General features: G+C 74.0%; 10 protein-coding genes. 4 read left to right on the top strand and 6 right to left on the bottom strand.

The annotated features are described in order from the left end of the window. Nucleotides 1-56: 56 nt before the first annotated feature. Nucleotides 57-1,937 carry an amino acid transporter gene (locus ACFYUY_RS12265; RefSeq protein ID WP_387900274.1) on the bottom strand — a complete coding sequence of 627 codons (1,881 nt, stop codon included), beginning with the start codon at nucleotides 1,935-1,937 and terminating at the stop codon, nucleotides 57-59. A gap of 526 nt (nucleotides 1,938-2,463) precedes the next feature. Here ACFYUY_RS12265 and ACFYUY_RS12260 point away from each other — a divergent pair. The 3 genes from ACFYUY_RS12260 to ACFYUY_RS12250 all read left to right on the top strand — a co-directional run bounded on the left by ACFYUY_RS12260 (nucleotide 2,464) and on the right by ACFYUY_RS12250 (nucleotide 6,538). Beyond that, the gene (locus ACFYUY_RS12260; RefSeq protein ID WP_387900273.1) at nucleotides 2,464-4,017 is read left to right on the top strand and encodes a N,N-dimethylformamidase beta subunit family domain-containing protein; all 1,554 of its coding nucleotides are present in this window, start codon (nucleotides 2,464-2,466) and stop codon (nucleotides 4,015-4,017) included. Between the two features lie 297 nt (nucleotides 4,018-4,314). Beyond that, complete coding sequence (locus ACFYUY_RS12255) at nucleotides 4,315-5,043, top strand: polyprenol monophosphomannose synthase (protein WP_360206184.1); 729 nt, start codon at nucleotides 4,315-4,317, stop codon at nucleotides 5,041-5,043. 196 nt (nucleotides 5,044-5,239) lie between these two features. Next, a complete protein-coding gene (locus ACFYUY_RS12250; RefSeq protein ID WP_387900271.1) occupies nucleotides 5,240-6,538 on the top strand; it encodes an aromatic acid exporter family protein in 1,299 nt (432 codons plus the stop codon). A 44-nt stretch (nucleotides 6,539-6,582) separates the two neighbouring features. Here ACFYUY_RS12250 and ACFYUY_RS12245 read toward each other — a convergent pair whose 3' ends face one another. The 3 genes from ACFYUY_RS12245 to ACFYUY_RS12235 all read right to left on the bottom strand — a co-directional run bounded on the left by ACFYUY_RS12245 (nucleotide 6,583) and on the right by ACFYUY_RS12235 (nucleotide 10,753). After that, nucleotides 6,583-7,056, bottom strand: coding sequence for a VOC family protein (locus ACFYUY_RS12245; RefSeq protein ID WP_360206190.1), 474 nt, complete (start codon nucleotides 7,054-7,056; stop codon nucleotides 6,583-6,585). A gap of 230 nt (nucleotides 7,057-7,286) precedes the next feature. Continuing rightward, nucleotides 7,287-9,272 (bottom strand): phosphocholine-specific phospholipase C, encoded by a 1,986-nt coding sequence (locus ACFYUY_RS12240; protein WP_360206193.1) that lies wholly within the window; start codon nucleotides 9,270-9,272, stop codon nucleotides 7,287-7,289. 14 nt (nucleotides 9,273-9,286) lie between these two features. Next, nucleotides 9,287-10,753 carry an endonuclease/exonuclease/phosphatase family protein gene (locus ACFYUY_RS12235; RefSeq protein WP_387900269.1) on the bottom strand — a complete coding sequence of 489 codons (1,467 nt, stop codon included), beginning with the start codon at nucleotides 10,751-10,753 and terminating at the stop codon, nucleotides 9,287-9,289. A 280-nt stretch (nucleotides 10,754-11,033) separates the two neighbouring features. Here ACFYUY_RS12235 and ACFYUY_RS12230 point away from each other — a divergent pair, with 280 nt between their 5' ends. Further along, nucleotides 11,034-11,528, top strand: a complete 495-nt coding sequence (locus ACFYUY_RS12230; protein WP_387900478.1) for an NUDIX hydrolase — start codon at nucleotides 11,034-11,036, stop codon at nucleotides 11,526-11,528. 60 nt (nucleotides 11,529-11,588) lie between these two features. Here the strand turns inward: ACFYUY_RS12230 and ACFYUY_RS12225 are convergent, their stop codons facing one another. Together ACFYUY_RS12225 and ACFYUY_RS12220 are read right to left on the bottom strand one after the other, a co-directional pair. Continuing rightward, nucleotides 11,589-12,092 carry a GNAT family N-acetyltransferase gene (locus tag ACFYUY_RS12225; protein ID WP_387900267.1) on the bottom strand — a complete coding sequence of 168 codons (504 nt, stop codon included), beginning with the start codon at nucleotides 12,090-12,092 and terminating at the stop codon, nucleotides 11,589-11,591. Nucleotides 12,093-12,364: 272 nt separating this feature from the next. Next, entirely contained in the window at nucleotides 12,365-12,631 is a 267-nt protein-coding gene (locus ACFYUY_RS12220; protein ID WP_387900266.1) for a metal-sensitive transcriptional regulator, read from the bottom strand. Between the last annotated feature and the right edge of the window lie 144 nt (nucleotides 12,632-12,775).

Genomic DNA, 12,775 nt, shown 5'->3' with positions numbered 1-12,775 from the left:
GCCGCACCGGCTGCCCCGCCGCGGGCCCCCGGGGACACCGGGCCGTGGCGACGCCGTCAGCCGACGTGCACCGCCGGCCGCCGCCCGCGCTCCGGTTCGGCCTCCCGCAGCACCTCCCGGGTCACGGGCGCGATCTCGCCCTGCCCGAACAGGAGGAACCGCAGGAACTGGGCGAAGGGGTTGCCCTCCGTCCACTCGAAGTAGATGTGCGGCTGCTGCCCGGTGAGGTCGCGCACCCGCAGCAGCAGCGCGGCCAGCGCGTTCGGCACGCTGGAGCTCTCCAGCGAGAGCACCCGGTAGCGCTCGTGCAGGACCTCCCCGCGCACCGTGAGCTCGGCCTCGAAGTCGGACGGGTCCAGCACGGTGACCTCGACGAAGACCAGGTCGTCCTCGGCCGGGATGTCGTTGTCGCGCCGGATCTGGTGGATCTTGTCCCGGTACTCGGCGAGGTCCCTGCTGTTCGGCTCGTTGGCGATCAGCCGCAGCGGGCGGTGCATGTAGTCGCGGACGAAGCGCTCCGCCACGTCGTCCAGCACCACGTCGGTGACGCGCAGTTCGAAGGCCCGCTTGAGCCGGGACAGGAAGGAGACCAGCATGATCCCGGCGATGAAGCAGGCGCCGATCTTGACGCCGTCCGGCCGCTCGGCGATGTTCACGGCAGTGGTGTAGAGGAAGACCGCGGCGATCACCGCGAAGCCGGCCGTCCAGCGGCGCTGGGCGGCCTTGTGGGCGGCGATGGTGACGGCGATGGCGGCCGAGCTGATCAGCACCAGGACACCGGTGGCGTAGGCGCCGCCCTGGGCGTCGACGTTGGCGTCGAAGAGCCAGGTGACCAGGAAGGCGATCAGGGTCAGCACGATCACCGTGGGGCGCACGGCCCGGGCCCAGTGCGGGGCCATGCCGTAGCGGGGCAGGTAGCGGGGCATCAGGTTGAGCAGTCCGGCCATCGCGGAGGCGCCGGCGAACCAGAGGATGGCGATGGTGGACAGGTCGTAGACGCTGCCGAAGGCGCTGCCCAGGTTCTCGTGCGCGAGGTAGGCGAGCGCCCGACCGTTGGCCGGGCCCCCGGTCTTGAAGTCGTCCGGGGGGATCAGCAGGGTGGTGATGAAGCTGGTGGTGATCAGGAAGCAGCTCATGATCACGGCCGCGGTGGTGAGCAGCTTGCGGGCGCCGCGGATCCGGCCGGTCGGCTTCTCCTCGGTGTCCTCCGGATCGCCCTCGATGTGCGGCATCACGGCGACGCCGGTCTCGAATCCGGACAGGCCGAGCGCGAGCTTCGGGAAGACGATCAGGGCGACGCCGATCACGGCGATCGCGTTGCCGTGCTCGGCGATGAGCGCGTCCGTCCAGTCGGCGAAGAGGTGCGGGGCCTTGAGCACGTGCCAGAGACCGTTGACCACCACCACGACGTTGAGCGCCAGGTAGATCCCGACCAGGACGACGGCCAGGCCGATCGCCTCGCCGAAACCCTTCAGGAAGACCCCGCCGAGCAGCGCGATCAGGATCAGCGTGATCAGCACCTGCTTGCCGTCCAGCGCCGTGTGCAGGTGCGGGTTCTCCACCAGGTGCGCGGTCGCGTCGGCGGCCGACAGGGTGATGGTGATCATGAAGTCGGTGCCCGCGAAGCCCAGCAGCGTCAGGACGAAGAGCTTGCCCTGCCAGAACGAGAGCAGCCGCTCCAGCATCGCGATGGAGCCCTCGCCGTGCGGGCTCTCCTGCGCCACCCGGCGGTAGACCGGCAGGGCGCCGAGCAGGGTGACGACCACCAGCACGAGGGTCGCGATCGGCGAGACCAGGCCGGCCGCGAGCGCGGCGATGCCGGGCTGGTAGCCGAGCGTGGAGAAGTAGTCCAGACCGGTCAGGCACATCACCCGCCACCAGCGCTGGCCCTTCACGTGCGGGGCCTGCGCGTGCGGGCCGGGGTGCTGCTTGGCCATGTCGGACAGGCCTTCCAGCAACCACGCCCGGAACCGCGAGCCGCGGTTCACGGGCGCCGACCCAGCTCCGACCGAACCCGACGAGACCACGCGCACCCCTGTCCACGGTCGGCCGGGCACACGGCGCCGGACCCCCTGACCGCCGGACGGCGGGCCTGGTCAGGCTAGGTGACACGGCGCCACGGCCGGGCGGCCGCGGGCCCGGACACGCCGGGGTACCCCCGGACGGCCCCGGGCGCGGTGCACGGCGAGGCGGGGCCGCCCCGCCGGCGGACGGCCACCCGGCGCGGCGGCCCGTAGACCTCACCCCCGAGGGGTAAGGATGACCGCGCGCGTTGACCCGCCGTCTTGACCACCGTCTTGACCCGCCGTCGGTACCCACCCGCCCTGACGCGGCGTCGTGACCCACCCGTCGTGACCCACCGTCTCGGCCCGCCGTCCCGGTCCGGCGTCCGGACGCGGCGCGGCGGCGCAGCGAGCCGTCGCACCCCGGCGACGGACCCGATCGGACACCAGGGAGGCCACGATGGCGGAACCGAGCCGGCGCGGCGTACTGGGCCTGGGCCTGATGGCCGCGGCCCTCTCCTCCTGCGGCACCGGACCGCCCCACCCCGCCCCCGCACCGCACCCCTCCCCCGACGCGGGCGGCCCGGGCACCGCCGAACACGTCGGCCTGCGCACCGAGCAGTCCCTCCCCGGCGACCCGGACTGGGAGATCACCGACCCCGGCCCCGCCGACGCCATCGAGGGCTTCGCCGACCGCGTCAGCGTGCTGCCCGGCGAGCAGTTCGGGCTGCACGTCTCCACCCCGGCCACCGCCTTCGCCGTCTCCGCCTACCGCGCCGGCTGGTACGGCGGCGCCCGCGCCCGCCTGGTCTGGCGCCGCGAGCACGTCCCCGGCGGCAGACAGCCGGCGCCGCACGTGGACCCGGCCACCCGCACCGTGCTCACCGGCTGGCGGCGCACCCTCGCCGTGGACACCACCGGCTGGCCCGAGGGCGCCTACCTGCTGCGGCTGGACGCCGAGGACGGCACCGGCCGGCGCTACGTCCCGCTCACCGTCCGCTCCGCCACCACCGCCGGCCGGACGGTGGTGATGAGCGCCCCGGCCACCTGGCAGGCCTACAACGAGTGGGGCGGGCACAGCCTCTACAACGGCCCCACCGGCGGGCTCGCCACCCGCTCGCTGCGGGTCGTCTTCGACCGGCCGTACGACTACGACCACGGCGCCGGGCTGTTCCTGGTCTACGAGGCCCCGCTGGTGGCGCTCGCCGAGCGGCTCGGGCTGCCACTCGCCTACACCACCGGCATCGACGTCGCCCGCGAACCCGGGCTGCTGCACGGCGCGAGCACCGTCGTGTCCCTCGGCCACGACGAGTACTGGTCCCCCGAGCAGCGCGCCCACGTCACCGCGGCCCGCGACGCCGGGACCAACCTGGCCGTCCTCGGCGCCAACTGCTGCTACCGCCGGATCCGCCTCGAACCCTCCGAGCTCGGCCCGGACCGCACGGTGGTCTGCTACAAGGGCGCCTGGGCGCAGGACCCGGGCCACCTGGCCGGCGCACCCGCCACCACCGACTTCCGGGCCGACCCCGGCGCCGACCCCGAGAGCTCCCTGCTCGGCGTCCTCTACGACGGCTACCCGGTGGACGCCCCGTACGTGGTCCGCGCGGCGGACCACTGGGCCTTCGAGGGCACCGGCGTCGCCGCCGGGGCGTCCTTCCCGCACCTCGTCGGCGTCGAGTACGACCGGGTGGACACCGCCTTCCCCACCCCGCGCCCGATCCAGGTGCTCGCCCACTCCCCGGTGGTCTGCGAGGGCCGGCCCTCGCACGCCGACACCGCCTACCACACCCTCCCCGGCGGCGCCGGGGTGTTCGCCACCGGGACGATGCGCTGGGTCGAGGCCCTGGACGCGCACGGCCCCGGCGGCACCGGCGCCGACCACGGCATCGACGCCCGCGCCGGCGCCCTCGTCCGCAAGGTCACCGAGAACGTCCTGCGCACCTTCGCCGCCGGCCCCGCCGCCCGCACCCACCCGGCCACCGACGACCTGGCCACCGTCTACGGCCCGGCGTAGGGCCCGGTCAGGTGGTCGCTCCCGGGGCCGGGGCGGCGGCGAGGAGCCGGGGGGCGACGGATCTTCACAAGAGGTCTCCATGCCGGTCGGTCGGACGGCAGCGGCAGCCTGGCATGGACACGCATCGAGGTCGAACGGTCTTCCGACGGGCCGTCAGCCGGGTCGGCCGGGACGCCCGGGGCGGGGGGAGCCCCGTGGCACGGATACACTCACACGGTCCAATCCAGCGCAGGTCGTCCAGACAGACCGACCGGTGCGGCACGGGTGCCGGCCGGCGAGGGCACGAGGGAACAGAACATGGTCGAGGCCTCCCCGAAGGTCGTTGTCGTCGTCCCCACGTACAACGAGCGGGAGAACCTCCCGGTCCTCGCGGGGCTCCTCGCGGACCTCCCGGTTCCCGACCTGCACCTGCTGGTCGTCGACGACAACTCCCCGGACGGCACCGGCGAACTGGCCGACAAGCTCGCCGCGGACTCCGGCGGCACCGTCGGCGTGCTGCACCGCACCGAGAAGAACGGCCTCGGCCGCGCCTACCTGGCCGGCATGGCCCGGGCGCTGGACGAGGGCGCGGACGTCGTGGTCCAGATGGACGCCGACCTCTCGCACCCCGCCTCGGCGATACCCGCCATGGTGGAGGCCCTGCTCGCCGACGAGACCGCCGTGGTGCTCGGCTCCCGCTACGTCCCCGGCGGCTCCACCGCCGCGGAGTGGCCCTGGCACCGCAAGGCCCTGTCCGCCTGGGCCAACCTGTACGTCAACACCATCCTCGGCCTGGGCGTCCGGGACGCCACCGCGGGCTTCAAGGCCTGGCGGGCCGCCACCCTGCGGGCGATCGACCTGCCGAGCGTGCAGAGCAGCGGGTACTCGTTCCAGGTCGAGATGAACTACCGGGTCGTCCAGCGCGGCATGACGATCCGCGAGGTGCCGATCCGCTTCGAGGAGCGGATCGAGGGCGCCTCGAAGATGAGCATCGGGGTACAGGTCGAGTCCGCGCTGGCGCCCTGGAAGCTGCGGCTGAACCGCTGAACCGCCGGGCCGCTGGGCCGCTGGGCCGCCGAACCGTCGGCCCCGACGAGTCGTCGGCCCGGCTGGAGCACGGGGACGCGCCGCGGGGTGGCTCCGGGTGGCTCCGTAGGGCGCCGGACGGCTCCGGAACGGGCATACGGGTGCCCGTCGGGCCGCCCGGCGGTGTGGACGGCGGCTGCGGGGAAAGAAGGGCCACATGTCCCTTCTCCCGGAGTCCCTGACGGCCCTCGTCCGCCGCGGCGCCCGAGAACCCTTCGTCGTGCAGACCGTGCGGGCCACGGTGGCCGCCACCCTCGCCTACGCGGTGGCGACCAGGCTCAGCAGTGAGCCGGCCCCGCTGACGGCCCCGCTCACCGCCCTGCTGGTGGTGCAGGTCACCGTCTACTCGACGCTCAAGACCAGCATCCGCCGGGTCAACTCGGTGGTGGTCGGGGTCCTGATCGCGATCGGCTTCAGCGCCGTGGTCGGGCTCTCCTGGTGGAGCCTCGGGCTGATCATCCTCGCCTCGCTGGTCGTCGGCCGGTTCGTCCGGGTCGAGGAGTTCGTCCAGGAGGTCGCGATCAGCGCGATGCTGATCCTGGGCGTCACCAAACTCGCCTCGCAGGCCTGGGACCGGGTGCTGGAGACGCTCATCGGCGCCGCCGTCGGCCTGCTGTTCAACCTGCTGTTCGCCCCTCCGGTGTGGGTGGACACCGCCGGCGAGTCGATCGAGGACCTCGCCCGGCGCGCCCGCCACCTGCTGCTGGACATCTCCGAGGAGCTGGGCCGCCCGACCCCGGTCGCCCGGGCCGCCGAGCGGCTGCACGAGGCCCGGCGGCTCGACCAGGCGATCGCCGACGTGGACGCGGCGCTGCGCCAGGCCGAGGACAGCCTGCGGCTCAACCCGCGGATCAGCGAGGGGCTGCTCTCCCGGCTGGTGCTGCGCACCGGGCTGGACACCCTGGAGATCTGCGTGGTGGTGATCCGGGTGCTGGCCCGCTCGCTGACGGACCTGGCCAAACGCCGGGCACCCGGCGAACGGCTGCTCCCCCCGGACGTGGCGGTCGGCCTGGAGGAGCTGCTCGGGCACGTCGGCGGGGCCATGGTGAGCTTCGCGGTGCTGGTGACCACGCAGGTCAGCCGCAACGCCGAGGAGGCGGAGCAGCGGCTGGCCGCCGAGCTGGCCGCGGCCTGGAGCTGCCGGGAGAACGTCGCCCAGGTGCTGCTGCGCAGGGTGCAGGAGCACCCCGAGGCGTGGCAGCTGCACGGGTCGATCCTGGCCGAGGTGGACCGGATCCTGGACGAGCTGGACCCGGAGCACCGCGGCCGGCGGCTGATGGAGGAGCTGGACCGGGCCTCGGTGGCCAACCGGGAGCGGTTCTCCCGGTTCGCCGGGCTGCGCCGCTTCCTGCGGGGCGAGCGCTGGCGGGCCCGGCGGCGGGGCCGGCCGGCCGGCTCGGGCGACGGGCCGGAGCAGGGCGGACGGGAGCGCCCGACGGTGGGGGCCGGGCGCTGACCCTGCGTCTCCCCCGGAGTCCCCGGGACCTCGGTCGCGCGCCGTCAGCCCCGGGCCGCGTCGAGCAGCGGCTGCACCTCGATCTTGCGCATCTGCAGCATCACCGCCATGACCCGGTCGGCCGCGGCCCGGTCCAGCCCGCTGATCAGCTCGTTGAGGACCCGCGGCACGATCTGCCAGGACAGTCCCCAGCGGTCCTTGAGCCAGCCGCAGGGGCCCTCCTGCCCGCCGTCGGCGGTGAGCCTGGACCAGAGGTCGTCGACCTCCTGCTGGTCCTCGCAGTCGACCTGGAGCGAGATCGCCTCGGTGAAGCGGAACTCGGGGCCCCCGTTGAGCGCCACGTACTGCTGGCCGGCGAGCTCGAAGACCACGGTCATCACCGAGCCGGGGGCGCCGGGGCCGGCCTCGCCGTAGCGGTTGACCTGGGTGATCCGGGAGTCGGGGAAGAGCGAGGTGTAGAAGGTCGCGGCCTGTTCGGCCTGGTCGTCGAACCAGAGGAAGGTGGTGATCTTCTGCATGCGCCCGACCGTAGACCCGGGCCGCGGCCGGGTGGCCGAGCCACGGCCGGGGGTCACCGGTTCGGCGCCCCGCGCGCACGGGAGCGGCCGGGAGCGCCCGGGCGAGGCGCCGCGGGGGCGGGAGGGTGTGCGGTCCCCGGGGTGCGCGGCCCCCGGGGTGTGCGGCTGGTGGTGACACCCGGCGCGCGGGGCGGGCCCGCGCGCCGGGGCCGGTCCGTGGACCCGACCGGTCAGTGCACCCAGCCCGCGTAGCGCTGGGCGAAGCGCCGCCCGCTGTGGGCGGTGACCACCACGTCGTAGCGGCCCTGCCCGTCCAGCGGCCAGGCCACGTCGACCTGCTTGCCGGGCCGCACCCACACCGTCCGCGCCGTCCCCGCGAAGTCGTTGGGCTCGGCCGTGAAGGCGAGGTCCGTCAGACCGTCGTTGACGAGCTGCAGGGTGAGCCGACGGCCGCGCAGGTCCGCGGTGACGATCGGTACGGCGACGTCGTTCTGTCCGTCCCGGCCGTCACGGACCACCGTGCCGGCGAACCGGCGCACGAAGCCGTCCGGGCCGTGGACGGTGAAGTCGTAGCGCCCGTTGGTGGCGGCCGCGTCCCAGGTGTACGTGGCGGTGGCGCCGGGCGCGACGGTGTACGGGGTGCCCGCGAACGGGAACACGATGTTGGGGTAGACGGTGTAGGGGAAGGCGACCGAGCCGTCGTTGCTCAGGGTGCAGACGACCTTGCCGCTCGTCCGGTCCACCTCCACGTCGGCCCACGGCTGGTACGGCAGCGCGCGGTGCGGCCGCTCGCCGCGCTCCTGGACCGGCATCGACTGGGCGCCGACCGCGGGCAGGACGACGCCGGGCAGCTTGGTCCCGGCGTCGGCCCTGGCCATCAGCGCGGTGGTGTCCGGCAGCTCGGGGATCGAGTGGTCCGGCGCGGCGAAGTCCAGGCAGCTGGTGAGGTCGCCGCAGACGGCCCGGCGCCAGGCGGAGATGTTCGGCTCGGCGACCCCGGTCACCAGCTCCATGAAGCGCAGCACGGACGTGTGGTCGAAGACCTGGGAGTCGACCCACCCACCGCGCGACCACGGCGAGACGACCCAGAGCGGGACGCGGTTGCCCAGACCGATCGCACGCCCGTGGGTGAACTCCTCGGGGGTGCCCGGCTCCGGGGTGGGCGGGACCATGTGGTCGAAGTAGCCGTCGTTCTCGTCGTACATCACGAGGAACACGGTGTGCCGCCAGACGTCCGGGTTGGACATCAGCGACTGCAGGGCCTGGTCGACCCAGTGCGCGCCGTACGCCGGGCCGGCCTCCGGGTGCTCGGAGAACAGGTAGGGCGCGACCAGCCAGGAGATCGTCGGCAGGGTGCCGTCCTTGCAGTGCCGGTCGAAGTCCGCCGGGTCGAACTTGGTCATCGCGTTGACGTACCGCGGGTCCGTGGGCGGGAACGCGTGGAACTGTTTGAAGTAGGAGAGCGCGTTGTCGTCGTAGTCGCCGGTGCGGTCGTCCTTGCTGGGGTTGTGGTAGACCCGCCAGCTGACGCCGGCCTGCTCCAGGCGCTCGGCGTAGGTGGTCCAGTCGGCGACGGGGTTGTCGGTGACCGGGGTGTTGTCGATCCAGGGCCCGGTGGTGCCGTCGCGGCCGGGCCCGGCCGTACCGGTCCACAGGTAGAGGCGGTTGGGGTCGGTCGGGCCGGCGAGCGAGGTGAAGTAGGCGTCGCAGAGGGTGAAGGCGTCGGCCAGCGCGTACTGGTAGGGGATGTCGTCCCGGGTGAAGTACCCCATGGTCCGCTCGCCCTTGGCCGCGATCCACTTGTTCATGGCGCCGTTGTTGATGGCCTGGTGGCCCGTCGCCCAGTCGTGCGCCAGACCGCCCGCGTTCTGCGCGTTGTACCTGGAGGTGTCCATCCGGTACGGCAGCATCGCCCCGCCGTCGCTGCGCCCGGCATCGGGCTGGCGGAACACGTCGGTGCCGTCCGGGAAGCGCAGGGCCTGGCGGTCGCCGAAGCCGCGCACGCCGGAGAGCGTGCCGAAGTAGTGGTCGAAGCTGCGGTTCTCCTGCATCAGCACCACGACGTGCTTGACGTCCTTGATGGTGCCGGTGAGCCGGTCCGGGGAGGGGGCGGGAGCAGGAGCGGCCTCGGCGGGGGCGGCCGCCAGGCCGGTCAGGGCGGTCGCGCCGACGGCCGCGGTGGCGCCGACGAAGGTGCGGCGGGAGAGCTCGGACATCACGAACTGGCCTCTCAGAGCTGGAAGGTGGCGACGGCGGCGGCGGTGTCGGAGGGCCACTCGTTGGCGGCGGTGTTCGGCTCGGGCTGCGGCCAGTCGGCGACCAGCGTGTGCGCCTCGACCAGCTTCAGCGGGCCCGCGTAGTGGACGTGGTCGGTGCGGTCCTGCGGCTCCGGCCGGTCACCGCGCTGCTTGCGGGTGGGCGACCAGGTGGCACCCGGGAAGGCCACCGGGTCGCGGTGCTCCTCCCGGAAGGCGTCGGTCAGCCCCGCGCCCTGCAGCGCCTTGCTGACCGGCCAGTCGAGCGCGCCGACCCCGTTGTGGGCGGCGGCGGTGGCGGCCGTCCAGTCCAGGTGGGACGGCGAGGACATGGCCCCGGCGAGCACCACCGGGACGTTCCGGGCCGCGTCGGCGCGCACCGCGGCGGCCAGCGCCGTCGCCTGTCGGCCGCGGAGCGAGGCGGCCTCGGCGGCGGTCACGTCGGCGGCGCTGCGCCCGTCCTGGATCGCGTACGGGCCGTAACCGGCCTCGTCCAGGTGCGCGGCCCAGAAGCGGACGGTGCGCCCGCCCGGCAGCTGGACGGTGGCCGCGGTCGCGGGGAGGTCCGCGGTCACCGGGGTGACGTCGGTGAGCGGGTGACGGCTGAGGATGCCGACACTGCCGGGGCTCTGGTAGGCGTACCAGCCGAGCGCGTCGGCGAGGGTCTTCGCGCGCTCGCCGGCGGTCTCCTGGAGGGCGAGCACGTCCAGGCCCTGGGTGAGCACGACGCGCAGCTGCTTCTCCAGCGCGTCGGTGTGACCGCGGCCCGCGTCGTGCAGGTTCCAGCTGGCGGCCTTGAGGCGCGGCGGCGCGGCCGGGTCGGCGACGGGGACGAGCACGGTGACGGTGTCGGTGGCGCCCGTGCCGTCCTTGACCGCGCTGTCCTTGACGGCGATGACCACCACCTCCGGGGTCTTGCCGGCCGCACCCGCCGCGCCGGCCGCGGGGGCGGTGCCGGTGAGCGTGCCGTCGGTGCTGACGTTCAGCCAGGACGGGCCGCTCACCTTGCGGAACGCGGCGGTGCCGGCCGCGTTGCCCGCCGGGCGGGACCAGAGGCCGCCGAGCCTGACGGTCAGCGCGGCACCGGGGGCGACCGGGGTGGCGGTGAGTGCGTCCACGGCGGCGTGCGGGCGCACGACGGCCGGCTTCGGGCGGAAGCTGAACGGCTCGGTCCGGGCGAGCACGCCGTAGCCGTCCTTGGCCAGCAGGTAGGCGGTGTACGGGCCGCCGGTGAGCGCGGAGGTGTCCAGCTGGACGTCACCGGAGGCGGCCGGGGTGTACTTCCACAGCAGGGAGGAGCCGGTGCCGGGCTGGCGGGTGCCGTCGTAGACACCGACCCAGTTCTTGGCGTCGGGGGCGTCGGTGGTCCAGTGGAAGGTGAGCCGGTCGCCTTCGGTGGGGTTGGCGGAGGAGGTGAGGGTCAGGGCGCTGCCTGCGGCCACGGTTGTCCTGTCCGCCGCCCGGGGCCGGTCCGCCGGGGGACGGCCGGGTCCGCGCGCGGCTGGTCACGGAGGTTGGGAGGGAGGCCTCGCAGTTGGCTGTACAACTGCGGGCGGCCCTCATTCATCCGAAGGCCAGCGACCGGGACGTGAACGACGCATGACGGAACATCGGGCGGTTCGGGAACTCCGGGGCGCAGGCGCCGCCGGGGTGGGGTGGGCTTGGCTGGTTCCGGCGCCGCGCGGCCGCCGGCGGGCCGGTAGGGTCGACCTCGTGGTGCCGATGAGGTGGACCTCCCGCGTCCTGCTGGTCGACGAGCGCGACCGGCTCCTCCTGCTCTGCGCGCGGGACCCCCGCAGACCGGGCGCCCGCTGGTGGTTCACCGTCGGCGGCGGGGTGGAGGACGGCGAGGACCACCGGCAGGCCGCCCTGCGCGAACTGCGCGAGGAGACGGCGCTGAGCCTGCCCGCCGAGCGGCTCGGCCCCCTCCTCTGGACGCGGCGGACCCACCTCAGCGTCGACGGCCGGGCCTTCGACCAGCACGAGGAGTACCGCCTCGTCCGCCTCAGCGCCGCGGAGGCCGCGGCCACCAGGGTCGACCCCGCGGAGGCCTCGCACGGGCACCACTGGTGGACCGTGCAGGAACTCGCCACCACCTCGGAGACGGTGCGCCCCAAACGGCTGGCCCCGCTCCTCGCCGAGGTGCTGACGGCCGGCGGGCCGGCCCGGACACCGCTGCACCTGCGGGACTTCGACGAGGACGCCGACCCGGAGTAGGCGGCTGTGCCGGGGGGTGGCGATCGGTCAGGACGGCCGACCGGTACGGGCGACGACCACTTACGCGTCGGGATGCTCCGGCAGGGCGAGCCAGTCCGACCAGGAGATCCCGCGGCCGAGGAAGCGCGGCTGCTCGAACGGCCAGTCGGTGGCGATCCACTGCGGCACCAGGGCGTCGAAGGCCTGCTCGACCTCGCTGCCCACCAGCTCGTCCACCACCCACCAGGAGATCTCGCCGTCCGCGCCGGCCCGCTCCGGCGGGTCGATGTAGACGCAGCCGAGCAGAGCCGTCTCCGCCGCGTCGAACAGCGCGTAGTTGAAGGACTGGTGTGCGGCGATCTCCTTCTCGTGCCGCAACAGGTCGGCCTGGTCGGCCTCGTAGGTCATGGTGGCCGCGGGCCAGCCCCAGGCCGGACCGAACATGGCCCACAGCCGCTCGCGCGAACCCATCACGGCCGGATAGTCGAGCGGGGCGTCCGCCTCCCGGATCGGCCGCAGGTGATGGCCACCGCCCGGCAGCGGTACCAGGACGGGGTGGACGAAGTCATCGGGAAGCCAGCTCATGGCGCCCGACCGTATCAGCGCGCGGCCGCCCGCTCCCCTGGATTTTCCCCGCCTACCGCCAGGCCCTGCCCCCATGCCGGGCAGGGCCCGCGATCACCCGGTCGAGACTCCCGTTCGACCGACGGACTCCATGATCGGTACGGCAACGGCTGCTCGGCCGAGCTCGGAGCCGGCCAGTCATTGCGGGCAGGGCCCGGCCAGGTCATTGCGGGCAGGGTCAGGCCGAGTCATTGCGGGCAAGGTGAGGCAGGGTCAGGTCAGGCAAGGGCAGGTCAGGCAAGCGCGAGGAACAGCTTCTCCAGCTCGGCCTCGCTCATCGGCGGGGTGTCGTCGTCGGCGGTGGCCATGCACTGGCGCATGCCGCTGGCCACGATCTTGAAGCCGGCCCGGTCGAGGGCGCGCGAGACCGCGGCGAGCTGGGTGACGACGTCCTTGCAGTCGCGCCCCGCCTCGATCATCGCGATGACTCCGGCCAACTGGCCCTGGGCGCGGCGCAGCCGGTTCAGCACCGCGCCGACCGACTCCTCGTCCACCTGCATGTCCGGGCCGCCTTTCACATCGACTGTCGACTGACAAGTGTACCCCGTGGGGTATCGATTCCCCGGGGGTGCGATGTGGGCCGACCGGCGGCGCGACCCCGGCCCGACCTGAGCGCGACGACCTGCCCGGGTCGGGCTCGGGGC

The sequence above is a fragment of the Kitasatospora sp. NPDC004745 genome (genome assembly GCF_042873275.1).
Lineage (GTDB): Bacteria > Actinomycetota > Actinomycetes > Streptomycetales > Streptomycetaceae > Kitasatospora.
Note: the sequence above shows the minus strand (reverse complement) of the source record. Positions and strands in the feature narration are given on the sequence as shown.